This is a genomic window from Stakelama saccharophila (assembly GCF_032229225.1).
Lineage (GTDB): Bacteria > Pseudomonadota > Alphaproteobacteria > Sphingomonadales > Sphingomonadaceae > Sphingomonas > Sphingomonas saccharophila.
In genome coordinates, this window is sequence record NZ_CP135076.1 from 1,556,146 (window position 1) to 1,579,645 (window position 23,500).

A 23,500-nucleotide genomic window follows, 5' to 3' on the forward strand; every position below is an offset into this window, starting at 1 on the left:
TAATATCGAATAGGAAAATATCTGGTGACGGCTTCAGCAACCGCGGAACTGATCGAGAACCCGGAATTCGCACTGGCGCTCAGCTATGTGCCGCCTGCGGCCCAATCCGGGGTCGCCGCGCTGTTCGCGCTGGACGGCAAGCTGGCGGAGGTCGTGCGCACCACGACCGAGCCTGCGCTCGGCCAGATGCGGCTTTTATGGTGGCGTGATACCGTTCTGGATCTGAAGTCCGGCCGGGTCGCGGCGGTTCCGGCCGTGGAAAATATCCATCGATATGCCCTCCCCCAGGGTGCGGATGTGCAGACCGATCTGGTCGCCGGAATCGCGGATGGCTGGTCGGTCCTGATCGAGGAGGAAACGCTGGGCCGGGACGCGCTTATGCGGTTTGCACGATTGCGCGGCGGCAATCTGTTCGGATCGGCGGCGGCCCTGTGTTCGGTGGAGGATGACGGGCGCCTCCGCAAATGCGGGCAGGGCTGGGCGCTGGTCGACCTGGCGCGGCACAGTCGGTCGAGCGCGTTGGCCGACGCCTGCCTGGAAATCGCCCGGCCGCTGCTTCGCTACGGGCTGAGGGGCAGGTTGCCCCGCGCGGCGCGCGGTCTGGGGGCGCTGGCGCATTTGGCCGAACGGGATTCGCGCCGTCCGCCGTCCGACCCGGTGCAGGTCGGCGCGCCGGGCCGTGTGGGCCGCATGTTGTGGCACCGCCTGACCGGAATGTGATCGCTTGTCCGCATGGCCGGGTCTGCTAGGCTGCGGCTTCGGGGGACGCATGTGGCGATATCTGGTCGGCGGATTGGGAGCGATGTTGATGATCGCCGCCGCGGTGGTTCTGTATCGTGGTGAAGCGCGGCCCGGACCGGAACCGCTGCCGCTGAAGCCGCCGCCGCACCCGGCGGCGGACGATGCGAAGCCACCGCGCGTCGCCGATATCGAACCGCCGAGGGCCACCGAGAAGACGCGGGAGGAAAAGCGCTTTGATCGCTATGACGACAATGGCGACGAGTGGATCACGCGCGCGGAGTTGCTGGAATCGCGTCATACCCGGTTCGGGCACCTGGACAGTGACGGCGACGGAGTGCTGTCCTTTCGCGAATGGGCGCACACGACCTATGACAAGTTCGACAAGGCCGATGCCGACGATTCCGGCAGGCTCAGCCGCGCCGAGTTCGCGACGACGCGGCGCGACTGAGCGCTGTCAGGCCGCGAGCCAGTCGCCCAGCGCTTCGCGGGCGCGGGCGGTGTAGAGTTTCTTGCGCTCCGCCTTTTTCGCTCGCTGGGTGATGGGCGGGAACAGGCCGAAATTGACGTTCATCGGCTGATAGGTTTCGGCTACCGCACCGCCGGTGATATGACCGAGGAGTGCACCCAGCGCGGTCTCGGGCGGCGGCGGCATCATCAGCGCACCGTCATGCTCCGCCGCGGCGAAGCGGCCGGCGATGAGGCCGATCGCGGCGCTTTCGATATAGCCCTCGCAGCCGGTGATTTGCCCGGCGAAGCGGATGTTCGGGCGCGCCTTGAGCCTCAGCGTCGAATCGAGCAATTCGGGCGAGCGGATGAAGGTATTGCGGTGCAGCCCGCCTAGCCGCGCGAATTCGGCATTCTCCAGCCCCGGAATGGTGCGGAACAGCGCCACCTGCGCGCCATATTTCAGCTTGGTCTGGAAACCGACGATGTTCCAGAGCGTGCCGCTGGCGTTATCCTGGCGAAGCTGCACGGCGGCATAGGGCCAGCGCCCGGTGCGCGGATCGTCGAGCCCGACCGGCTTCATCGGCCCGTGGCGCAGCGTATCGATCCCGCGTTCGGCCATGACCTCGATCGGCATGCAGCCGTCGAAATAGGGGGTGTCCTTCTCCCAGTCCTTGAACTCGGTCTTTTCGCCGTCGATCAGCCCTTGCACGAAGGCGACATACTGGTCCTTGTCGAGCGGGCAGTTGATGTAGTCCTTGCCTTCACCTTTGTTCCAGCGCGACTGGAACCAGGCCATGTCGAAATCGATGCTTTCCCGATAGACGATGGGCGCAATGGCGTCGAAGAAGGCGAGGCTTTCCGCGCCGGTCGCACCGCCGATCGCTTCGGCGAGACCGGGGGCGGTGAGAGGGCCGGTGGCGACGATGGTGAGCCCCTCGGGCGGGAGCGTCTCTATCTTTTCCCGCACGAGCGTGATGTTGGGATGGTTCTCCAGCGCTTCGGTCACGCCCGCCGCAAAGCCGTCGCGATCGACCGCGAGCGCGGAACCGGCGGGAACCTTGTGCTTGTCGCCCATCGCCATGATGAGCGAATCCAGGCTGCGCATCTCGGCATGAAGCAGCCCGACGGCGTTGCTTTCCGCATCGTCGGAGCGGAAGCTGTTGGAGCAGACGAGTTCGGCGAGACGATCGGTGTGGTGCGCCGGCGTCATCTCGCCGCTCCCGCGCATTTCCGACAGGCGCACGCGCTTGCCGGCCTGGGCGAGCTGCCACGCGGCTTCGGACCCGGCAAGGCCGCCGCCAATGATGTGGATGTCGTGATTCGGCTGGGATTGGCTTACGTTCACAAAATTCGCGATCATTCTTGTTGAAAGTTGCGCGGCTCCGATCATTTGTTGCCGCCGCCGTCAATGATAGGGATTGCCGGCCATGTAGGACAGGGGGAGCGATGCGGATTCTGTGGGGCGCCGGATTGATTGCGGGCGCGAGCTATTGCCTGGCGGCGTGGTTCGGCTGGGCCGGACCCTGGGTCACGGTGTGGAAAGGGGCGGGCGTCGGCCTGCTCGCGGCCTGGGCGACGGCGCGGGCGCGGACGGTCGATGACGGCCTGCTGGCGCTGATGCTCGTCTTTTATGCGACCGGCGACGTGCTGCTCGACGTGGTCGGACTGGCGATCGGCGCCATCGCATTCCTGATCGGCCATCTGTTCGCGATCGCGCTCTTCCTGCGCAATGGCCGCGCGCGGCCGAGCGGGAGCCAGAGGCTTCTCGGCCGCCTGCTGGGGCCGCTGACGGTGGTGATCGCCGTCGCGCTGGTGTGGCGTACCGGCAGCGAAATGGCGGCAGGCATTTATGCCGGCGTACTTGGTGTCATGGCGGCGACGGCGTGGCTGAGCCGCTTTCCCCGCTATCGAACGGGCGTCGGCGCGATATTGTTCGTGGCGTCCGACCTGCTGATCTTCGCGCGTGCCGGGCCGCTGGGCGAGACCGTCGTGCCGACGCTGCTGGTCTGGCCGCTCCATTTCGGCGGCGTCGCGTTGATGGTGTGGGGCATCCGGGCGGTACGTCGCGCACCCTTTCCAATCTTCGCCGGACGCTGAGGCGGCGGCCTTCGTTCTTTTGTCCCTCAGGGGGGCGTTCGGTTCCTGTTGTTTCTTGCTGAGGGCTTGGCCGCCTGCTCCGCTCCCTTGCAGGGGCGGGGGCGAGCGAAGCGAACCTTTGCGTCCCGATCAAGCAAAGCCGAGGCATCGAGCCTCGGCTTTGCTGGACCCACCCCTTGATCCCCTCCCTCGAAAGGGAGGGGGAAGGAGATGGAATCGTGGGATCGGGGGGTTGCTAGGCCGGAATCCGTCCGCGCAGACCGAATTTGATGCGGGTCAGCCCCGCATTCCTCGGCGGCGTGCATCTTGCTCCGGCGGTGCCGGTGTCAGCCGGCGACCGGTAATTTCACGCGGCCGTCCTCGTCGCGTTCCAGCGGGCTGTAGGCGATGATCGTGTCGAGCCGCAGCTTGCCGTAGAGATGCGGAAAGCGGTCGCCGCCGCGTGATTCCTCCCAGCGGACCTGCTTGCCCAATATTTCTAGATCGACCTCAGCGATCCAAAGGTCGGTCTGGTCGGCGAAATGCCTGTCGACCGTCTCGGTGAGCTGATCGGCGGTGGACAGGTGGATGAAGCCGTCCCGCCGATCGACCTCGGCGCCTTCGAAGCGGTCGGCCTCCAGCGCCTGCATCTGTTCGTCGGTCAGGACCTTATAGGCCGCGTCCGGGGTCATTCCTCCTCCTCTGAGCCAGATTCGTCGACGCGCTCGTCAAGTGTTTCCGGCCCCGTGCCGTCGTCCACCCGAATCGAATCGTCTTGATCGTCCGAAGGTGCCTGTCCGGCCCGCTCCTGCGCAACCAGTTCCTCGGCCTCGTTCTCGGGTTCCTCTTCCTCATCGATGCGTGCGGCGGAGACGACATGCTCGTTCTCGGCGACGCGGAAGATGGTGACGCCCTGGGTGTTGCGGCCGGCGATGCGGATGTCGCCGACGGTGGTGCGGATGAGCTTCGCCTGGTCGGTCACGAGCATGAGCTGTTCGCCGTTATGCGCCGGGAAGCTGGCGACCACGGGGCCGTTGCGATCCGACATCACGATGTTGGTGATGCCCTGTCCGCCGCGGCCGGTGCGGCGATATTCATAGGCGCTGGTGCGCTTGCCGAAGCCGTTGGCGGTGACGGTGAGGATGAATTCCTCGTCGCGCTCGAATTCGGCCATGCGCTCTGGCGACAGCGTGACCTCGCGCTCGCCCTCCTTCCACGGCGCGGCGCGCAGATAGGCGTCGCGCTCCTCGGTCGAGGATGCGAAGCCGCGCAGCACCGACATCGAAATGACCTGATCGTCGCCGAGCAACCGGATGCCGCGCACGCCGGTCGCGGTGCGGCTCTGGAATTCGCGGACATCGGTGGCGGCGAAGCGGATCGCCTTGCCGTCGCGCGTGGCGAGCAGCACGTCGTCGGTTTCAGTCAGCAGCTTGACGCTGATCAGCCGGTCGTCGCTGTCGTCGTCGAACCGCATCGCGATCTTTCCGTTCGAGGGCACGTTGGTGAACGCATCCATCGAATTGCGGCGCACGGTTCCGCCCGCAGTGGCGAACATGACGTGCAGGTTCGCCCATTCGGCCTCGTCCTCGGGCAGCGAGAGGACCGTCGAGATGGTTTCGTCCTTTTCGAGCGGCAACAGGTTCACCATCGGCCGCCCCCGGGTTGCGGGGCCACCTTCGGGAAGGCGCCAGACCTTCTTGCGATAGACCTTGCCGGCCGTGGAGAAGAACAGCACCGGCGTGTGCGTCGAGGTGACGAACAGGTTGGTGATCGCGTCCTCGTCTTTGGTCTGCATCCCCGCGCGCCCCTTGCCGCCGCGCTTCTGCGCGCGGAAGGTCGCGAGCGGGGTGCGTTTGATATAGCCCTGCATGGTCACGGTGACGACCATGTCCTCGCGCTCGATCAGGTCCTCGTCCTCGATGCCGTCGGCGGCGGCGGTGATCTCGGTCCTGCGCGGGGTGGCGAATTCGTCGCGCACGGCGACCAGCTCGCCGCGCATGACTTCATAGAGCTTGGCGCGGTTGCCGAGGATTTCGAGCAGTTCGGTGATCGATTCGGCGAGTTTGGCGAGTTCGTCGCCGATCTCGTCGCGGCCGAGCGCGGTCAGGCGGTGCAGGCGCAGGTCGAGAATCGCGCGGACCTGTGTTTCGGACAGCGTATAGGTGTCGCCCTCGACCTCATGCTCGACCGCTTCGACCAGGCGGATATAGCCGGCGATTTCCGCGACCGGCCATTCGCGCGCGAGCAGCGCGGCGCGGGCGTCCGCCGGCGACGCCGAACCGCGGATGATCTTCACCACCTCGTCGAGATTGGTGACGGCGATGACAAGGCCGAGCAACACATGGGCGCGGTCGCGGGCCTTGGCGAGTTCGAACTTCGAGCGGCGGGTGATGACCTGTTCACGGAAGTCGATGAACGCTTCGAGGATTTCGCGCAGGTTGAGCAGTTCGGGGCGGCCGCCGCGGATCGCCAGCATGTTGGCGGCGAAGCTCGACTGCGCCGGCGTGTGGCGCCAGAGCTGGTTGAGGACGACCTCGGGCGTGGCGTCGCGCTTCAGCTCGATGACGATGCGCACGCCTTCGCGGTTCGATTCGTCGCGAATGTCGGCGACGCCCTCGATCCGCTTTTCCTTGGCGGCGTCGGCGATCTTTTCGACCAGACCGGCCTTGCCGACCTGGTACGGGATCTCGGTAAGGACGATCGAACGCCGGTCGCCGCGCGCTTCCACATCATAGCGCGAGCGCAGCATCACAGAGCCGCGGCCGGTCATATAGGCCGAACGCGCGCCCGACCGGCCCAGCATCATCGCGCCGGTGGGGAAGTCCGGGCCGGGGACGATTTCCAGCAACGCCTCGTCGGTCACCACTTCGCCGCCGGTCTTGGCGTCGACGATCGCCAGGCAGGCATTCATCACCTCGCCCAGATTGTGCGGCGGAACGTTGGTCGCCATGCCGACCGCGATGCCGCCGGCGCCATTGACGAGCAGGTTGGGAAAGCGCGCCGGCAGCACCTGCGGCTCGGTTTCCGAACTGTCGTAATTGTCCTGGAAATCGACCGTGTCCTTGTCGAGATCGGTCAGCAGCTCGTTCGCCGATTTCGCGAGGCGCGCTTCGGTGTAGCGCATCGCCGCCGGCGGATCGGGGTCCATCGATCCGAAATTGCCCTGGCCGTCGATCAGCGGCACGCGCATCGACCAGTCCTGCGTCATGCGCGCGAGCGCGTCGTAGATCGCGGTGTCGCCGTGCGGGTGGTATTTACCGATCACGTCACCGACGATGCGCGCCGACTTGCGATAGGGCCGGTTGTAATAAAAGCCGTTCTCGCTCGCCGAATAGAGGATGCGGCGGTGGACGGGCTTCAGGCCGTCGCGGACATCCGGTAGCGCGCGGCTGACGATCACCGACATGGCATAATCGAGATAGCTCGCCTTCATCTCGTCGACGATGCTGACGGGGGAAATGTCCGATGGGTCGGCGAGCACGGTCTCGTCGGTCAAGATTTCACGCTTTCAGGTAATGGGTTCAGAAGATGAGGCCGGTCTAACGCCTTCGGCTGCAATTGTCACGCGCGCGTATGTACGCGCGTGCGCGCGTGAGCCGTGGTGCTCAGGGGGCGATTTCCTCGCCGTCCCACGCGAACAGCCTGCCCGAATCCTGCGGCTTCAGGCCGTCGATGACGTCGAGGAGCTGGAGGGCCGCGCGATCCGGTTCGAACAGCTTGCCGGGCGCGACATTGGCCTGGAACGGTTCGGACAGCGGCGTGTCCACCGTGCCGGGATGGAGGCCGACGACGATCGAGCGATTGTTCGCGCGCTTCGCCTCGATCGCCGCGGAGCGGATCAGCATGTTGAGCGCCGCCTTGGATGCGCGGTAGCCGTACCAGCCGCCCATCCCATTGTCGGAAATGCTGCCGATCCGGGCGGAGAGCGCGGCGAAGACGGGCGCGCCGTCGCGCGGCAGCAGGGGCAGGAAATGTTTGGCGACGAGCGCCGGACCGATGGCGTTGACGGCGAATTGCCGAGCCAGCCATCCGGCGTCGAGGTCTTTCAGCGCACGCTCCGGCCCGTGCACGTCGTCGTGCAGGATACCGGTGGCGACGATGACGAGCATGGGGGCCGGTCCCGATGCCACGCGCTGCGCGGCGGCGGCAATGCTCGCCTCGTCGCCCAGGTCGAGATGCCGGTCGCCGCCGAAGGAACGGGCGAATTGCCAGATTTTCGCGAAGGCGCCTTCCTCCTCCAGCGCTGCGACGAAGGCGCGGCCGATACCGCCCGAAGCGCCAATGATGACGGCCGACCCGGTCATGCGCGCAGGAATTGCCAATGATCGTCGGTGCTGGTCCCGGCGTCGTAGCGATAGCCGGCGCTGTCGAATTGCTTCATCGCTTCCACGTCGCGCACGCGGTGTTCGCAAAGCCAGCGCGCCATCATGCCGCGCGCCTTCTTGGCATGGAAGCTGACGATGCGCGGCCCGTCCGGGCCGGGTTCGCGGAAATCCACGTCGACCACGCGAATGCCGGCCGGCAGCCGGCCTTTCACCGCGTGCCAATATTCGTTGCTGGCGAGATTGAGGACCGTGTCCGATCCTTCCGCGCGAACGTCGTCCGCCAGCGCGTTTGCGATCCTATCGTCCCAATAATGATAGATGTCCTTCACCCGGCCCGGCGCCCAGCGGGTGCCCATTTCCAGGCGATAGGGCCGGATTTCGTCGTGCGGACGCAGCAGGCCGTACAGGCCGGACAGGATGCGGACGTGATCCTGTGCGAAGTCGATCGCCGGCGCGTCGAGCGTCGCCACCTCCAACCCGGTATAGACATCGCCGGCAAAGGCGAACAGGGCGGGGCGCTCCGGCGCGTCGGCGAATTCGCGGAAACGTTCGGCATTCAGCTTCGCCAGCTTGTCCGAAATCTTCATCAGGCCGCCGAGCTTCTTCGCTCCCAGCCTGGCGGCAGCGGCAGCGAGCTTGTCCGCATCTTCGCGGAAGCGCGGCCGGGTCGGCGCGATATCGGGCAGGGCGCTGCTGTAATCGAGCGTCTTGGCAGGAGAAAGGGTGACGATCATGGTGGTCGCAGGCCTAAGCACAGCAGCGCTCATGCGTCAAAATGCAACGAAGGCGTTCAAATCGCGTTCAGACCGGAATTGGTAAACAGGTCGTCCTGGTGCGTCTTGAATGGCCGCCGAGCGCCGACTATTCGTGCGCCGAGGCTGCGACCGCACCCTTGAACAAGGAGAGTTTTCCCCATGAAATTCGCTTCCAAGGCCGCACTGGCCGTTGCGCTTGCGACCGGTATGGCGTTGCCGGTCATCGCGACCCCGGCCGACGCCGCCGTCAAACAGGACAAAGACGAACAGAAAGAGGCTCCGCTGCAGGTCGGCAAGGAGTTCCGTGAGGCTGCCGTAGCCGCGCAGACGGCGCTGCAGTCAGGCGATACCGCCACGGCCAAGACACAGATTCAGACCGCCGCGTCGCTCGCCAAGACACCGGACGAGAAATATTTCCTCGCTTCGCTTCAGCTCCCACTCGCCGCGCGGGAAAATGACGAAGCGATGATGAAGACCGCGCTCGACGCGCTGCTGGCCAGCGACCGCGTCCAGCAGGCCGACCGCGCGAAATACAATTTCTATCGCGCGCAGATCGCCCTCAACGAGGACGACAACGCGGCCGCGATCACCTATCTCAACAAGTCGAAACAGCTCGGCTATTCCAACCCGGAAATGCCCCTGATGCTGGCGCGCGCGCAGATCGACAGCGGCCAGATCCAGCCCGGGCTGCAATCGTTGGACGAGGCGATCGCCGCGGAGAAGGCCGCCGGCAAGGAAGTGCCCGAATCGCAGTACAAGTTCGGCTGGTCGCAGGCCTATAAGGCCAAGGACATGGCTGCCGCGACGAAATGGCTGATGCGCTGGATCGATGCGTATCCGACCGCGGAGAACTGGCGCCAGGGCCTTGTCGTCTATCGCGACGCCATCTCGCCGTCGGCCGGCGGGCTGGACAAGCCGGCGCGGCTCGACTTCTTCCGCCTGATGCGGGCGAGCGACGCGCTGGCCGGTGACAGCGACTATACCGAATATGCCGATCTGACCAACCGGATGGGACTGCCCTATGAAACGATCGCGGTGATCGATCAGGGCCGCGCCGACGGCAAGATCTCGTCCAGTTCGTCGGCGTTGAACCAGCTATATACCGAGGCCAAGGGCGCGGTGAAGAACGACAAGTCGCTGGATGCGCTCAGGAAGGAAGCCATGGCTTCCGCCAAGGGCAACCTGGCCGCGCAGACGGCCGATGCCTATCTGGCCGACGGTCAGCCCGCCACGGCGGTTGAACTCTACAATACCGCATTGCAGAAGGGCGGCGTCGAAGCCGATGTGATCAACACGCGCCTGGGCATCGCCTATGCCAAGGCCGGACAGACGGCGCAGGCGGAACAGGCCTTTGCCAAGGTGAACGGCACCGGCGTGCGCGGCGACATCGCCGATCTGTGGGAGCTTTGGCTCGATAACCGGTCGGGCGCGGCGGCGGGCGCCGGCACGATGGCGGGTGCTTCGGCAACGACGGGCACCACGGCGGCGACCCAGCCCACCGGCAACTGATCTATCTGCACGCTCGGCCGTGCGAAACGGGGCGGGAAGCGGCGATGTCGCTTCCCGCCCTTTTTTGCGGGGTCGTGCGCGCCCGATCGCGTCAGTCGCGGACCGGGATACCAGGAAGTTGCTTCGAGGTGCGGATGGTGAGCGACGTCTTCACGCTGGTGACGTTCGGCGCGGTGGTGAGGCGGGTGGTCAGCAGTTCCTGAAAGCTTTTCAGGTCCGCCGCCACGATCTTGAGGATGAAATCGATTTCACCATTCAGCATGTGACATTCGCGGACTTCGGGAATTTCGGCGACATGGTCCTCGAAGGCGTCGAGATCGCTTTCCGCCTGGCTGCGCAGGCTGACCAGCGCGAATACGGTGATGGTGTAACCGAGTGCGAGCGGGTCGAGCTGGGCATGGTAACCGTGGATCGCGCCCTCTTCCTCCAGCGCGCGGACACGCCGCAGGCATGGCGGCGCCGTAAGTCCCACCCGTTCCGCCAGTTCGACGTTGGTCATACGGCCGTCCTCCTGCAGGAGCGCCATGATCTGCCGGTCGATCCGGTCAAACGCCATTTTCTGTTCCCCCATAGCCGCCGCAATGCTTTCCTTCTTCATTTCCGGGCCATAGCATAATTTAATTGCTTGCAAACGCAATTGTCCCACAATGCGACGTGCCCAAAATCGCGGTTTCCCAAGCCGCGGGGACGCGGTAGGACAAGCATGTGGCGCGGATGGTCGTGCCGGAGCGAGGTCCCATCTTTGCGGTTCGACGACAGCCTGGAAACGGTTCTGGCAGGCGATGCTTCCACCAATCCGGGGCGGCAGTCGCTGTGGCTGCAATTGGTCGACCTGATTGGTCGGCGCAAGGCCGCGCCGACGGATGAGGCGCTTTCCCGGCTGACCGCCTTGCGCGATTCGGTGCCGCTGCCGGTGCGCGCGGCGAGCGCACGGGCGCTGGAATTGGCCGATCCGCCGGCATCGCTGGTGGCGATTCTCGCGACCGACAATCCCGCCGTGGCGGGTCCGGTGTTGCACCATGCGCGGTTGAGCGACGCCGAGTGGCGCCAGTTGCTGCCGCAACTGCCATCGGTGGGACGCGCGATCCTGCGCGGGCGGAAGGACCTGTCGAGCGCGGTGCGTCGTGCCCTGGACAGTTTCGGCTCAGCCGACTTCGTGCTCGACGACGCACGGGAAGCGACGCAGGCAGGCGGCGCGGCGACAGGAGCCACCGATTCCGCGACGGTTGCGCCGCCGGCGCCGGAGCGCACCGCCTCCTTCGCTTCGGTCGGCGCGATCACCTCCGACCTCCCCATCGTCGCCGAAGCACGGCGACAGGGTGGCGATGCCGCCGCCGGTCCGGCAAGAGTCGCGGGGCGCGGCGGGCCGGAACATGGGCCGTTTACCATTCCCGAAGTTATGGCCCGGATCCAGGCCTATCAGCAGCGGCGCGAAGCCGGCGCGACGCAGGCCCCGCCGTCGCCCGACGCAGATGTCGCGGATCCCGAACGGTTCACCTTCGCCTGCGATGCCGCGGGCGTCGTCTATGCCGTTGACGGGATCGAGCCGTCGACGCTGGTGGGGCTGTCGCTGGCGCTTGCGGGCCCGTCGGGAATGTCGCGGGTCGATGCGGCGGCCGCGGGCGCGTTTCGCAGCCGGTCGCCCTTCGCCAATGCGCGCCTGGTGATCGAGGGGCGGGCGGCCTGTGCCGGTGACTGGCTGATCTCCGCGACGCCGGCCTTCGATCCGCATAACGGCCGGTTCACGGGCTATCGCGGCAGCGGCCGGCGGCCGCGCCGCGACGAGCGGGCGGAAACGCCGCGCAAGGACGTCGCCGCGGCGCAGTCGCTGCGCCAACTCGTGCACGAACTCCGCACGCCCGCGGGCGCCATCACCGGCTTTGCCGAGATGATCGAGCAGCAACTGTTCGGCGCCGTGGCCGAACCCTATCGCCGCATGGCGCGGGACATCCTGACCGATGCGCGGGAATTGCTGGGGGTCATCGAGGATCTCGACCTCGCCGCGCGGATCGAGGTGCAGTCGCTGGAATTGGCGGCGGAACAGGTGTCGCTCACGCCGCTTCTGATCCGGATCGTCACCGATCTGGAGCCGCTGGCCGTCATGCGATCGGCGCGGATCGCACTACCCGACGCGGATTACCGTGTCGCGGGGGATTCGCAGGCGATCGAGCGCCTTTTCGCGCGCCTGCTGGCCACCCTCGTCGCGTCGGCCAGCAACGAGGCGATCGCCATCGAGGCGCATGCCGAGGACGACCGGATCCTCATCACGTTCGACCGCCCGTCGAGCCTGCGCGGCTATCCAGGCCAGGCCGACGCGGTGGACGAGGAATATTGCGACGACCATGCCCTGCTCGGCATCGATTTCGCATTGCGCCTGGCGCGCAATCTGGCGCGTGAACTCGGCGGCAACCTGTCGTTCGGCGATCGCTGCTTGACTTTGCAACTGCCGAGCGCGGAGGATCGCAGGGTGGACGAGGCGCAGAAGAACTGACCGGATGCGGGGGACGGCAACGCCCGCGCGAACGGCAGGCGAGATTTCGCCGCCGGCCAAGGCCGAGTTCCTGCGATGGCCGGAAGCATTCGGCAGCCGCTTCTGCCTGTTCATCGACACCGAAGAGGAATTCGACTGGTCCCGCCCTTTCGACCGGAACGCGCGGGAAACCACCGCCGTCGCGGCGTTGCCGGATGCGCACCGCCGATTGCGCGACGGCGGCGCGGCCCCGGCCTATCTGGTCGATCACCCGATTGCGACCGCGCGGCAGGCGATCGACGCGATCGGACCGCTTGTCGAGGCCGGGGCTTCGGTAGGGGCGCAGCTTCACCCCTGGGTGAACCCGCCGTTCCAGGAAACCGTCGATCACCACAACAGCTATCCCGGCAATCTTCGCCCGGCGCTGGAGATGGCGAAGCTGGATTTGCTGAGCGAGGCGATCACGACGAATTTCGGTCGGCGGCCGCGCATCTATCGCGCCGGACGCTATGGCATCGGTCCTGAGACGCTGGCGGGGCTGGCGCATCGCGGCTACCGCATCGACAGCTCGATGCGCGCACGATACGATTATCGCGCCGCCGGCGGGCCGGGCTTTGCACGGATCGGCAACCGTGCGTTCCGGCGGGACGGCATCGTCGAACTGCCGCTTACGACGATTTTCACAGGGATGCTGCGTGCGCTGGGGCCGGCGCTCTATCCGATGCTGGGACCGGTGCCGAAGGGCAGGGGCGCCTTCGCGCGCGCCCGCTTGTTGTCGCGCGTGGCGCTGACGCCGGAGGACATGCCGCTGGCCGAGGCGACCGAAGCCATCCGCATTGCCGCGGGCGAGGGCATCCGCCTCTTGAATTTCAGCTTCCATTCGCCGTCGCTCGTTCCGGGTTTCACGCCCTATGTGCGCGACCCGGCCGATCTGGCGCGCTTCCATGGCTGGTGGGACGGGGTGCTCGCCGAACTCGCGCGGCTCGGCTATCGCTCGACAAATGAGGCGGAACTGATCGAAGCGATCGACGCGGCGGGTTGAGCGCCGTTCCGGCTTGCGGGGCGGGGCTCCGCTCGGCTATCGCCGCTGCTGGCGCTGGGGGCCTGTAGCTCAATCGGTTAGAGCTGGCCGCTCATAACGGCTAGGTTGCGGGTTCGAGTCCTGCCGGGCCCACCAGCGCCGCTGCGGTCTGCCTATTTGTTCCAGCTTTCCCGGGTGCGGGCGACGCCCTCCATGGTCTGCTGGACCTTGGTATCGAGCGCATCCTCGCCGCGATCCTCGCTGAGGCCGGCGGTGCTGTAGAGAATGCGGATATAATCGGCGGTCTTATCCTCGGGCAGGACCGCCTTGTCCGGCGCGCGCGATTCGAAGTCCATCTCCGCGCCCATCAGCGTCTGAATCGCCTTATAGTTGCCGGGACACAGCGCATCGGGCTTCATCCCGATCTGGTCGAGGAAATAGGTCGCGAAGGTCTTCGCCCCCTCGTCCCAGGCGGCGGCGTCGCTTCCGCCGGCCTGCATCATCTGCACCCGCTTGTCGGCGAGATCGGCGATGGCGGCGGACGAAAAGCCGTTATAGGTCGGCTGCACGTCGACTGATGTGCAATCCGGCTTTTCCGGCTTCGCGGCCGCGGCCTGCTGGTCCGCGCCCGAACTGTTGCAGCCGGCGAGCAGCGCCAGGCCGGCGATCGCGGTAATGGAGCGTTGCATGATGGTCCTCCCCCTTCGGTTTACGGAAGGGGGCAGCATAACGATGCGAACCGCGCTGTCACGATGACGTTGCTCCGCGCGCGGTGAGCGTGTAGCAGCGCGACGGTCGGGGAGTAGCGCAGCCTGGTAGCGCATCTGCTTTGGGAGCAGAGGGTCGCAGGTTCGAATCCTGTCTCCCCGACCAACAGATATTTCTGCTTATATTCGATGATCGATACCGGCGTGCTCCGCCATATGCTCGAAAACACGACGCTGTCTGTCGCCGTGCCGCCGAACGGCGTGCCGTGATGATTGGCGTCGCCGGGAAAAAATCGTGTCGATCAATCCGGCGACGCCGTTTCAGGCCCTTGCCGTGATGCGTCAGACCCGTGCCGTCCCTTCGGCCCGCAGGGTACGCGCCGCCGCGACCATCGCATCGATCGACGGGCGTACCTCCTCCCATCTGCGCGTCTTGAGTCCGCAATCGGGATTTACCCAGAGCTGCTCGGGCCGCAGATGGCGCTGCGCGAGGCGGATCAGGTGAACCATCTCGTCCTCACCGGGCACACGCGGCGTATGGATGTCATAGACACCCGGCCCGATCGCCGCCGGATATTCGTAGCGGGCGAAGCCTTCGAGCAACTCCATCTGCGACCGCGCCGTTTCGATCGAGATCACATCGGCATCCATCGCGCCGATATCGGCGAGAATGTCGTTGAATTCCGAATAGCACATATGCGTGTGAATCTGCGTCCGGTCCTCGACCCCCGAAGCGGCGAGTCGGAAACAGTCGACCGCCCAGTCGAGATAATGCCGCCACGCATCGCGCCTGAGCGGCAGGCCCTCACGAAGCGCCGCCTCGTCGATCTGGATCGCCTTGCAACCGGCGGCTTCCAGATCCCGCACCTCGTCGCGGATGGCGAGCGCGATCTGGCGGCAACTGTCCTCGCGCGGCTGATCGTCGCGCACGAAGCTCCAGTTGAGGATCGTGACGGGACCGGTGAGCATTCCCTTCACCGGCCTGTCCGTCAGGCCCTGGGCATAATGCCACCAGTCCACCGTCATCGGCTCTGGCCGCGAGACGTCGCCGAACAGGATCGGCGGGCGCACGCAACGCGAACCGTAGGATTGTACCCAACCGCCCGTGGTGAAGGCGAAACCCGACAGCTTCTCGCCGAAATACTGGACCATGTCGTTGCGCTCGAACTCGCCATGGACGAGCATGTCGAGCCCGACCTCCTCCTGCCAGCGGATCGCGCGTTCGGTTTCGGCGCGCAGGAAGGCGTCATAGCCGGCAGCATCCATTTCGCCCCGGTTGTATGAAGCGCGTGCCTTGCGCACCTCACGCGTCTGCGGGAAGGAGCCGATCGTCGTCGTTGGAAAGAGCGGCAGGTTGAGCGCCTCGGCCTGCGCGCGCGTACGTTCGTCATGCCCGGACTTGCGCTGGCGCATGTCGGGCGTTGCCTGGTGGACGCGGGCTGCGACCGCGCTGTCGTGGATGCGCTGCGACCGCTTGCGCGAGACCGATGCCTCGGTCGACGCGGCAAGGTCTTTCGCCACCGCATCGCGGCCTTCGTTGAGCGCGGTCTTGAGCGTGGTCAGTTCGGCGACCTTCTGCGCGGCAAAGGCGAGCCACTGTTTCACCTCGTCATCGAGCTTTTGCTCCAGGTCGAGATCGACCGGCACGTGGAGCAGCGAACAGGACGGCGCGACAACGATGTCCCGCAACGCCGCGATCGGTTCCAGCCGGTCGAGCAGCGCCGCGAGATCCGCGCGCCAGACATTGCGGCCGTCGATCACGCCGAGCGAGAGCAGCAGTGACTTGGGCGCGATCCTGACCAGCCGGTCGAGCTGTTCGGGCGCGCGGACGCAATCGATGTGCAGCCCCGACACCGGCAGCGACGCGGCGAAGGACAGATTGTCGCCCAATCCGCCGAAATAGGTGGTCAGCATCAGTTTCGGCCCCGAGCGCGCAAGCTTGGCATAGGCGCGGGTGAGGGCGCTGCGCTGGCGGTCGTCGAGGTCGGTGACGAGGATCGGCTCGTCGATCTGCACCCATTCGGCGCCGGCCTGCCCAAGATGACCGAGGATCACGCGATAAAGACCGAGCACCTCCTCGAGATAATCGAACGGGTCGATGCCATGCCCCTTGGCCAGGCTGAGCCAGGTGATCGGACCGACGATGACGGGCCGGGTTTCGAACCCCTGTGCCTTCGCCTCGCGATAGGCATCGACAACGCCCAGCCGGCCGAGCGCAAGATGCTGTCCGGCATGGAGTTCGGGAACGATATAGTGGTAGTTGGTATCGAACCACTTGGTCATTTCGCAGGCGGTGACGCTGTCCGCGCCGCCGGTGCCGCGCGCCATCGCGAAATAGGTCGAAAGGTCGGCGGTGCCGTGCGGGACGCCGTAGCGATCGGGAATCGCGCCAAGCATCGCGCTCATGTCGAGCATATGGTCGTACAGCGAGAAATCGCCCGACGGCAGCCAGTCGACGCCGAGTGCATTCTGTCGCGCCCAGGACGCGGTTCTGAGGCCGGCTGCGGCCCCGAGCAATTCTGTCTCGTCCGATTTTCCCGACCAGAATTTTTCGAGTGCGAATTTCAGCTCGCGGCGCGGCCCGATGCGTGGAAAGCCGAGGGTGGCGGTGGTGACGGTCATATTCTTCAACCCCGAAGATGAAGGCGGGGGCGATAGCCGGACACCGTCACGCGTGACCGGAAGCGGGCCGGCCACGACTGTCAGGAGACCAGACCGGGCACCCCGCCGGTGGACGTTATGGCGTCGAAGGCAGGTCTCCTGGCTCGCGGGTCATAGCGGACGGTCCGTCTTCCCGAGGCTTTGCGCCCCAGTGACATGGATGGACCGCCGCTCGCCGCTTACAGTTGCGGGGGCAGCGCCGGATTTGCACCGGCTTCCCGTCTTAGCTCCGGTGTGGCCATGCCGACCGGAGAACCTCGACCACCGCAATATCGCGTAGTGCGGTGGCCTGCGTCAAGCGTCATATAAAGATTTCTTTATATCTTCGGGTGAGGGTGCCCGGCAACGGTCATGGGATACGCCGGCTTACGGCGCCAGCGGGCCCAGCGCCTTCTTCAGCGGATCCAGCCACGGCTCGAACGGTTTCCAGCTTCCCACGCCGCTCTTGTTGATCGGCCGGCGCACCTGTTCGGAACTGGCGGTCCTGACGGCGCGGTCGGTCTTATGGAATTCCAGGCAGGCCCGCTCGAAGGGAAGCCCGACGAAATCGAGCATCCGCCGCACCTGGCCTTCCAGATCGTCCAATACGTCCTCATGGACGACGCGGAGAACCCTGCCCGGCAGGACCCGGTCCCAATGGTCCATCAGCGCGACATAGTCGCGGTAATACCGGCCGATTTCGTACAGGCCGTAGGTGAATTCCTGGCCTTCCGCGAACAACTGCTTGAACCCGGAAAAACAGCAATCCATCGGCGCCCGCCTGGCGTCGATGATCTTCGCATTGGGCAGGATCAGGTGGATGAGACCGATATGCCGGAAATTGTTCGGCATCTTGTCGATGAAGAAGGGCGCGCCGCCGCGGTGGATGCGGGTGTTCTCGATGAACTGTTCGCCCATTTCGCGAAGCTGTTCGGCCGACAGTCCGGCTAGATTGGCGGGATAGTGGCCCTGTCCGCCGCCCTTCATCCGCCCGCGCAGCCGGTGCGCCAGCGACAGGATGTCGGGCAGCTCCATCGTGCCATCGACCTGGCTGTGCGAGGCGAGGATCTGCTCGATCAGCGTCGACCCGGCCCGCGGCAGCCCGAGCACGAAGATCGGATCGGGGGCGGGATCGCCCATGCCCGCCTTTGCTGCGAACAGGTCCGGCGTGCAGAATTCGCGCTGCAGCGCCAGCTCCGCCGACATGGCATCGGCGTCATAGCGCGATTGGCGGCGTTTCAGATCGTTGCCCTGCGCATAGAAGCGGAAGGATTCGTCATATTCGCGCCGGTCTTCATGTGCCTTGCCCAGCGCGAAGGACAGGTTCACGCGGTCCATGAAGCCCAGATCGGCGCGACCGACCTGATCGTGCATCTGCGCGATCTCGGCATCGGTGAAGCGATAGGTCTTGAGATTGGCCAGCGAATACCAGGCGTCACCATGTCCCGGTATCGCCGCCGTTGCGGCGCGGTACGAGGCGACCGCCGCGTCATGCTCTCCGCGCGTCTTGAGCGCATGGCCCCTGGAAGTCAGCGTGGCCGGGTCGTTCGGAAGCTTCGCCAGCACCCGGTCGAATAGGGCGAAGGCGCGCTCATAATCGCCGGTCTGCATCGCCTCGATCGCGAGTTGCGACTGGAACAGCGGGTTGTCGGGATCGCGCTCGTACAGCGCTTCCGCCTGGGCGAGTGCAGCGGCGAATTTTTGCCGTTTCCTGAGAAGCCGGATCCAGTCGAGGCGAAGCTGGACATTGTCGGGTTCGAACGCGACCGCGCTTTCCAGCAGGAAATCGGCATCGTCGAGCACACCCAGCCGGCTGCCGATGTCGGCGAGCAGGCGCATCGCCTCGACATGATGGGGATGGGCCTGGAGGAACCGTCGGCACAAGGCTTCGGCCTTCAGCACGCGACCTTCGTGGATCATGTTGGTGACGGCGACCAGATCGCGCGGCAGCGATGAAAGCCTGTCGGCCTGTGCCCGCGCGGCCGCTGCTTCGCCGTGCCGCCCGCGCGCGGCGAGCAGGTCGGCCTGCCACTTCCAACTCGCGTGCAGCGCCGGATTATAGCGGCAGGCGCGGCGATAGGCGGCGATGGCGGCGTCGCTGTCGCCGGTATCGCGCGCGAGATGCCCGCGCTCCTGCCAGGCCCGCCCATAATCGGGCGCGATCGTCAGCAGCCGGTCCTGAAATGCGCGCGCATCCTTCTGCCGGCCCGCGAAGCGCGCCGCGACGGCTGCGACATAGAGCGTGTCGACATCGTCCGGCGCCCGACCGAGCACCGCCTCGGCACCCGCCAGCGCATCGGCGTGGCGGCCGGCGCGCAGGGCCTGGCGCGCGGCGTCCAGCGCCTGAGCCTTTTCCGTTTCCTCAGCCATCGGCCTTGCCTCGTGCCCAAATACAAAGCGGCGGGCAAGGCCCGAAGGCCGCCCGCCGCTCCTGATCGAAGCGCGGATGCGCTTAGTAGGTGTATCCGACGCGGATACCGACCGTCAGCGGACGGTTGATGGTCACGCGCGGGCGATCGAAGTAGAAATTGCCCGAGATCTCGGCGCGTTCGTCGCTGAGATTTTCCCCGAACAGCTCGGCAGACCAATGGTCCTTCTCGACGCCGGCGGTCAGGCTGAACGTAGTGTAGCTGTGGAGCTTCAGTTTGTTGATCTCGATGATGTCGGTGTATTTCGACGCCGAATGCTTCACCTGCGGCATGACGTGCGCGCGCAGGCCGGTATCGCCCAGATCCCATTCGTAGCGAATCCGCAGATTGCCCTGGAATTCCGGTGCGAAGGCGAGCGGCTCGCCCTTCTTCACATCGTTGGTCGGGGTCAGCACCTTGGTGATCTTGGTATCGAGGAACGAGAAGGCACCCGCCAGGGTCAGGCCCGGCACCGCATAGGGGGCATAGGCGAAATCCCCCTCGACGCCCTTGATCTCCGCATCGGCCGCATTGTCCGAGAAGAACAGGTTGGTGATGCTGGGATCGAAGATCGTCGTCTGCAGGTCGGAGACATCGACATAGAATGCGCTGCCGTTCAGGCGCACCTGCCGGTCGAACAGGCTCGTCTTCCAGCCGATCTCGTAATTCTGCACATTGTCGGTGTCGAGCGCATACGGCACGACATAGTCGCCGGGGCCGTTCGCGCCGCCCGGACGGTTGAGCAGGCCGGGCCGGAACCCTTCCGAATAGGTGGCGTAGAACAGCAGATCGCTGGTCGGCGTATAGGTCAGCGTACCCTTGAAGATCACGCCCTCGGTCTTCGCCTTGTCGGGGTTGCCGTCGGGATTGTCGGGCCCGTATTTCTGCGAAAGATTGGTGCCGCCGCAGCCCGGAATGTTGGTCTGCTCGTCCACTGGCACGCCGACATTGGCGCCGAATACGGGCGAGTTGCGTTTGCAGAAGGCCGACGTGGCCGCACCTTCCAGATCGACGGAGACGTTATAGTAACGCGCGCCGCCGGTAATGGTCAGCGTGTCGGGAATGATGTCGAACGACGCTTCCCCGAACAGGCCGAACTGCTCGTCGGTGCGCTTGACGTCGTTGCGGAAACCTACATCGGTGGGAAGCGGGCCGGGATCGCTGTAATAGCCGGGATAGGCATTTCCGGTCGTGCCCGTCACCTCGGTATTGGTGAACGGATAGATGTCGGAAAAGCCCGGCGTCTCGCCGTCCAGGCCGACCGCCCGGTCATCGGCGTAATAATAGTCGTTGCGCTCCTTCAGAACGGTGTTCGAATAGAAGCCGCCGCCGGTGAAGCGGATACGCTCCTCTTCCGGCGTGTTGAAGCGGAATTCCTGCGTGAACACGCTGGTATCGGTGTCCGACGTTACGGCAAGGTCCGGCTCGTAGCACGTCGGGTTGGCCGGCTGATCGCCCGGCGCGACATAGCCGGGATAGGTGACGGCCGTGTCGCACATATAATAGGGAATGTACTGGCCCACGAACAGATAGTCGGAATAGCCGACATTCTGATGCGTTTCGCGATCCGTATAAGCGCCGGTGTAAACCAGATCGAGCGCGGCCAGGCGACCCTCGACCGTCCAGGCCGTGTTCGAGAAGTCGTCCTTCATGTAATCGTCCGAATAGCGCTGGATCGACGGGTCATCCAGGCCGAGTTCGGGGTCGGCGAAGAAAACGCCGTCGGTGTCCAGCCCCTGACGGGTATGGGCCACGGTCACGCGCCAGTCGGAATTGAATTCGTAGCGCGCGGACGCGCGAAAGCCCGAATATTGTGCGGTGTTGAAATCGTCCTCGACAAGCCGCGCATTGTCCGCCGCCAGGAAGTTCACGTCGTTGTCGATATAGGCGAGCGAATCCGGATCGGACTGGAATCCGGCACGAACGTCGCTTACCGGCACGCCGTTATAGCGTTCCGTGCCGGCCGGGCGGAACCGCGCGCTGTCGCGCAGGGTGCGGGTGCCGTGCACATTGTCGATATAGCCGCCCTGATGGTCGAGATAGACCACGCCGCGCACCGCCAGCTTGTCGGTGACGGGCACGTTCAGCATGAACTCCGCCTTGTAGCTTTCGTCGCCACCCTTGGTGAAGGACGTCTCGCCCTTCGCATAAGCCTCGAAGCTGTTGACCGGCTTATTGGTGATCAGGCGCACCACGCCGGCCTGCGAGCTGGCGCCGAACAATGTGCCCTGCGGCCCCGAAAGCACCTCGATCCGGTCGAGATCGGCGGCATAGACGTCAAGATTGCGGCCCGGCTGGGTCAGCGGCTGCTCGTCGAGATATACCGCGACGTTGGGCGCCAGGCCCGCGACGCCGGCGGTCGTCAGGTTCGGCGTGGTCGAGGCGAGCCCACGGATATAGATGGTGTTCTGCCCCGGTCCGCCGCCGCCGGCGGTCACGTTGGGAAGCTGGGTCAGGTAATCCTGGAAATTGGAAACGCCGAGCTGACCGAGTTCCTCCCCGCCCAGCGCCTGCACCGCGACCGGCACGTCCTGCAGGTTTTCACTGCGCTTCGTCGCGGTGACGGTGATTTCCTGGATGCCGCCGGTACGCTGCTGAGCCGCCGGCTGACGGGCGGTGCCCGCCTGCTGGTCGCCTTGCTGCGCGTCGTTGCTGGTCTGTGCGGCCGCTGGCGTGGCGATCGCGGCCAGCAGCGCGGTTGCGGATACGGTCGTGGTAAGTCGATTCATTCTGTCTATCCGGTTTGTTTGGCGTGACGAATACGGGTTCAATGCTGCGCAAAGCGCAGCGAGAAGTGGTCCATCGCAGAACAGTCAAGTCGCGAGCAGGTCCACAACAATGAGATGAGGGGGCGCTTGCTATCAGAGCACGGCGCTTACACAAGGCGAGCTTTGCAAATCGCGACAATTATCCGATCGCTTGTTGTTTTTGTGCAACAATTATCCTGCGCATGGCGGATTTCGGCACCAGCGGAAGAAACTACTTGGCAGTTGTACGAATTCCCACCGTGTGATTGCGATGGGCGATCCATGTTCTCGATCATGGGGGCTGCGCCCGCGACCCGCCCAGCGGCCACGCCGGAAAAGAAAATGTTGCGCCGCAGCAATGCGTTGCAACCGGCCGAATAGCCGATTGGCGCAGAGCGCTTGCGGAGCAGCGCGGCCTCGCCTAACTGGATGCAGAACGGTTGCGTCCAGTAATTGGAACGCTATCCACCTCGTCCGATTTGGTGGCGAGTGGGCAACAGGGAGCCGCAAAGGGATGAGCGCCGAGGACGATCGGGACAACGAAAACCGGGATGCGCAGCCGGATTCGGGCCGCGACGATGAGTCTTCGGAGCAGAAGCCGGACAAGCCGCCGATCTACAAGCGGCCGTTATTCTGGATCATCGGCGGTGCGATCATCGCGGTCGTGATCGTCGGTGCCATTCTCTATTATCTTCACTCGCGCAAATACGAGTCCACCGACAACGCGTTCGTCGATGCCCATATCCTTCGCCTGCAGCCGCAGATATCGGGGCGGCTGACCTGGGTCGCGGATGCCGACAACCGGCACGTGAAGGCGGGCCAACTGCTCGCGAAGATCGAGCCGACCACGCCGCTGGCGAAGTTGCAACAGGCCAGGGCGGGTCTTGCCGAGGCGGACGCCGCGGTGAAACGGGCGCAGGGTAGCCTCGTCGCCGCCCGCGCCCAGGTTGAACAGGCCCGCGCCAACGCGGCCGCCCCACGAGCCGAAGCGGCCAATGCGGCGCGCGATCTCGCCCGCTATCGGGATCTGGAGGCCATAGACGACAATGCGGTGGCCGCGACCCAGCTCGATGCGGCCAGGGCGCAGGCGCGCTCGACGGCTGCACAGGCCGAAGCCGCACAGCAGCAGATCGCAACGGCCAGGGCTCAGGTGGTCGTGGCGGAGCGCGCGCTAGACGCGGCCCGCGCGCAGCGAAAGGCGGCCCAGGCCCAGGTGACCCAGGCCCGGGACACCGTCAGCGACCTGACGGTATCCGCGCCGATTGCCGGGCAGGTCGTCAATCGGTCGGTTACGACGGGCAGCACCGTGTCACCGCAAACCCAGCTCATGGCGATCGTGCCCGATCACGTCTGGATTACCGCCAATTTCAAGGAAACGCAGATCACCGAGATGAAGCGGGGCGACCCCGTCGACATCAAGGTCGATGCCTTTCCCGAGCTTCACTTCCACGGCCATGTCGATTCGATTCAGCGCGGCGCGGGCCAGGCATTCGCCCTGCTCCCACCGCAAAACGCCACCGGCAATTTCGTAAAGGTGGTGCAACGCGTGCCCGTGCGCATCGAATTCGATCGCGAAGCGGGCGGTGCCGACTGGCGCAAATATCCCATCGGCCCCGGTATGTCCGCGGTCCCGACGGTGAAGGTGCGCTGATCC

17 protein-coding genes, 2 tRNA genes and 1 riboswitch are annotated in these 23,500 nt (G+C 65.5%); of the genes, 9 read left to right on the plus strand and 10 right to left on the minus strand.

Annotated features, from left to right (window positions below; translation table 11 throughout):
- Nucleotides 1–24: 24 nt before the first annotated feature.
- Nucleotides 25–720, plus strand: coding sequence for a squalene/phytoene synthase family protein (locus RPR59_RS07350; RefSeq protein ID WP_313918204.1), 696 nt, complete (start codon nt 25–27; stop codon nt 718–720).
- Between the two features lie 49 nt (nt 721–769).
- Nucleotides 770–1,189, plus strand: coding sequence for an EF-hand domain-containing protein (locus tag RPR59_RS07355; RefSeq protein ID WP_313918206.1), 420 nt, complete (start codon nt 770–772; stop codon nt 1,187–1,189).
- A gap of 6 nt (nt 1,190–1,195) precedes the next feature.
- Here the strand turns inward: RPR59_RS07355 and trmFO are convergent, their stop codons facing one another.
- On the minus strand, nt 1,196–2,548 hold the full coding sequence (gene trmFO / locus RPR59_RS07360; protein ID WP_313918208.1) for a methylenetetrahydrofolate--tRNA-(uracil(54)-C(5))-methyltransferase (FADH(2)-oxidizing) TrmFO: 1,353 nt from the start codon (nt 2,546–2,548) through the stop codon (nt 1,196–1,198).
- Between the two features lie 86 nt (nt 2,549–2,634).
- Here trmFO and RPR59_RS07365 point away from each other — a divergent pair, with 86 nt between their 5' ends.
- On the plus strand, nt 2,635–3,285 hold the full coding sequence (locus RPR59_RS07365; RefSeq protein WP_313918210.1) for a lysoplasmalogenase family protein: 651 nt from the start codon (nt 2,635–2,637) through the stop codon (nt 3,283–3,285).
- Nucleotides 3,286–3,611: 326 nt separating this feature from the next.
- On the opposite strand, the gene RPR59_RS07370 is transcribed toward RPR59_RS07365, so the two are convergent.
- The 4 genes from RPR59_RS07370 to yaaA form a co-directional block, all read right to left on the minus strand.
- The gene (locus tag RPR59_RS07370) at nt 3,612–3,956 is read right to left on the minus strand and encodes a DUF952 domain-containing protein (protein ID WP_313918212.1); all 345 of its coding nucleotides are present in this window, start codon (nt 3,954–3,956) and stop codon (nt 3,612–3,614) included.
- Complete coding sequence (gene gyrA, locus RPR59_RS07375) at nt 3,953–6,760, minus strand: DNA gyrase subunit A (protein ID WP_313918214.1); 2,808 nt, start codon at nt 6,758–6,760, stop codon at nt 3,953–3,955. The genes RPR59_RS07370 and gyrA overlap by 4 nt, the downstream gene beginning before the upstream one ends.
- 109 nt (nt 6,761–6,869) lie before the next feature.
- On the minus strand, nt 6,870–7,568 hold the full coding sequence (locus RPR59_RS07380; RefSeq protein WP_313918216.1) for an SDR family NAD(P)-dependent oxidoreductase: 699 nt from the start codon (nt 7,566–7,568) through the stop codon (nt 6,870–6,872).
- Nucleotides 7,565–8,323 (minus strand): peroxide stress protein YaaA, encoded by a 759-nt coding sequence (gene yaaA / locus RPR59_RS07385; RefSeq protein ID WP_313918218.1) that lies wholly within the window; start codon nt 8,321–8,323, stop codon nt 7,565–7,567. Before yaaA ends, RPR59_RS07380 begins: the two co-directional genes overlap by 4 nt.
- A gap of 180 nt (nt 8,324–8,503) precedes the next feature.
- Between yaaA and RPR59_RS07390 the strand changes: the two genes are divergently transcribed.
- Nucleotides 8,504–9,853, plus strand: a complete 1,350-nt coding sequence (locus RPR59_RS07390) for a tetratricopeptide repeat protein (RefSeq protein ID WP_313918221.1) — start codon at nt 8,504–8,506, stop codon at nt 9,851–9,853.
- Nucleotides 9,854–9,944: 91 nt separating this feature from the next.
- On the opposite strand, the gene RPR59_RS07395 is transcribed toward RPR59_RS07390, so the two are convergent.
- Entirely contained in the window at nt 9,945–10,409 is a 465-nt protein-coding gene (locus tag RPR59_RS07395) for an Lrp/AsnC family transcriptional regulator (protein ID WP_313918223.1), read from the minus strand.
- 186 nt (nt 10,410–10,595) lie between these two features.
- Between RPR59_RS07395 and RPR59_RS07400 the strand changes: the two genes are divergently transcribed.
- The 3 genes from RPR59_RS07400 to RPR59_RS07410 all read left to right on the plus strand — a co-directional run bounded on the left by RPR59_RS07400 (nt 10,596) and on the right by RPR59_RS07410 (nt 13,500).
- Nucleotides 10,596–12,344, plus strand: coding sequence for a histidine kinase dimerization/phospho-acceptor domain-containing protein (locus tag RPR59_RS07400; RefSeq protein ID WP_313918225.1), 1,749 nt, complete (start codon nt 10,596–10,598; stop codon nt 12,342–12,344).
- Nucleotides 12,345–12,348: 4 nt separating this feature from the next.
- The gene (locus RPR59_RS07405) at nt 12,349–13,365 is read left to right on the plus strand and encodes a polysaccharide deacetylase family protein (RefSeq protein WP_313918227.1); all 1,017 of its coding nucleotides are present in this window, start codon (nt 12,349–12,351) and stop codon (nt 13,363–13,365) included.
- A gap of 58 nt (nt 13,366–13,423) precedes the next feature.
- Nucleotides 13,424–13,500 (plus strand) — tRNA-Ile (locus tag RPR59_RS07410).
- A 17-nt stretch (nt 13,501–13,517) separates the two neighbouring features.
- Here RPR59_RS07410 and RPR59_RS07415 read toward each other — a convergent pair.
- Nucleotides 13,518–14,033 (minus strand): hypothetical protein, encoded by a 516-nt coding sequence (locus tag RPR59_RS07415; RefSeq protein ID WP_313918230.1) that lies wholly within the window; start codon nt 14,031–14,033, stop codon nt 13,518–13,520.
- A gap of 107 nt (nt 14,034–14,140) precedes the next feature.
- Between RPR59_RS07415 and RPR59_RS07420 the strand changes: the two genes are divergently transcribed.
- A tRNA-Pro gene (locus RPR59_RS07420) sits at nt 14,141–14,217 on the plus strand.
- A gap of 176 nt (nt 14,218–14,393) precedes the next feature.
- Here the strand turns inward: RPR59_RS07420 and metE are convergent.
- From metE to RPR59_RS07435, 3 genes are all read right to left on the minus strand, one after another.
- The gene (gene metE, locus RPR59_RS07425; protein WP_313918231.1) at nt 14,394–16,673 is read right to left on the minus strand and encodes a 5-methyltetrahydropteroyltriglutamate--homocysteine S-methyltransferase; all 2,280 of its coding nucleotides are present in this window, start codon (nt 16,671–16,673) and stop codon (nt 14,394–14,396) included.
- 111 nt (nt 16,674–16,784) lie between these two features.
- Nucleotides 16,785–16,987, minus strand: a riboswitch (cobalamin riboswitch).
- 91 nt (nt 16,988–17,078) lie between these two features.
- Nucleotides 17,079–19,061, minus strand: a complete 1,983-nt coding sequence (locus RPR59_RS07430) for a tetratricopeptide repeat-containing sulfotransferase family protein (protein WP_313918233.1) — start codon at nt 19,059–19,061, stop codon at nt 17,079–17,081.
- 82 nt (nt 19,062–19,143) lie between these two features.
- On the minus strand, nt 19,144–21,828 hold the full coding sequence (locus RPR59_RS07435; protein ID WP_313918235.1) for a TonB-dependent receptor: 2,685 nt from the start codon (nt 21,826–21,828) through the stop codon (nt 19,144–19,146).
- Nucleotides 21,829–22,360: 532 nt separating this feature from the next.
- Between RPR59_RS07435 and RPR59_RS07440 the strand changes: the two genes are divergently transcribed.
- Entirely contained in the window at nt 22,361–23,497 is a 1,137-nt protein-coding gene (locus RPR59_RS07440) for an HlyD family secretion protein (protein ID WP_313918237.1), read from the plus strand.
- Nucleotides 23,498–23,500: the final 3 nt, after the last annotated feature.

Coding starts and splice junctions, on each gene's coding strand:
- RPR59_RS07355 (WP_313918206.1), top strand. CDS start 770: ATGTGGCGATATCTGGTCGGCGGATTGGGAGCGATGTTGATGATCGCC.
- trmFO (WP_313918208.1), bottom strand. CDS start 2,548: ATGATCGCGAATTTTGTGAACGTAAGCCAATCCCAGCCGAATCACGAC.
- RPR59_RS07365 (WP_313918210.1), top strand. CDS start 2,635: ATGCGGATTCTGTGGGGCGCCGGATTGATTGCGGGCGCGAGCTATTGC.
- RPR59_RS07370 (WP_313918212.1), bottom strand. CDS start 3,956: ATGACCCCGGACGCGGCCTATAAGGTCCTGACCGACGAACAGATGCAG.
- RPR59_RS07380 (WP_313918216.1), bottom strand. CDS start 7,568: ATGACCGGGTCGGCCGTCATCATTGGCGCTTCGGGCGGTATCGGCCGC.
- yaaA (WP_313918218.1), bottom strand. CDS start 8,323: ATGATCGTCACCCTTTCTCCTGCCAAGACGCTCGATTACAGCAGCGCC.
- RPR59_RS07390 (WP_313918221.1), top strand. CDS start 8,504: ATGAAATTCGCTTCCAAGGCCGCACTGGCCGTTGCGCTTGCGACCGGT.
- RPR59_RS07395 (WP_313918223.1), bottom strand. CDS start 10,409: ATGGCGTTTGACCGGATCGACCGGCAGATCATGGCGCTCCTGCAGGAG.
- RPR59_RS07405 (WP_313918227.1), top strand. CDS start 12,349: ATGCGGGGGACGGCAACGCCCGCGCGAACGGCAGGCGAGATTTCGCCG.
- RPR59_RS07415 (WP_313918230.1), bottom strand. CDS start 14,033: ATGCAACGCTCCATTACCGCGATCGCCGGCCTGGCGCTGCTCGCCGGC.
- metE (WP_313918231.1), bottom strand. CDS start 16,673: ATGACCGTCACCACCGCCACCCTCGGCTTTCCACGCATCGGGCCGCGC.
- RPR59_RS07430 (WP_313918233.1), bottom strand. CDS start 19,061: ATGGCTGAGGAAACGGAAAAGGCTCAGGCGCTGGACGCCGCGCGCCAG.
- RPR59_RS07435 (WP_313918235.1), bottom strand. CDS start 21,828: ATGAATCGACTTACCACGACCGTATCCGCAACCGCGCTGCTGGCCGCG.
- RPR59_RS07440 (WP_313918237.1), top strand. CDS start 22,361: ATGAGCGCCGAGGACGATCGGGACAACGAAAACCGGGATGCGCAGCCG.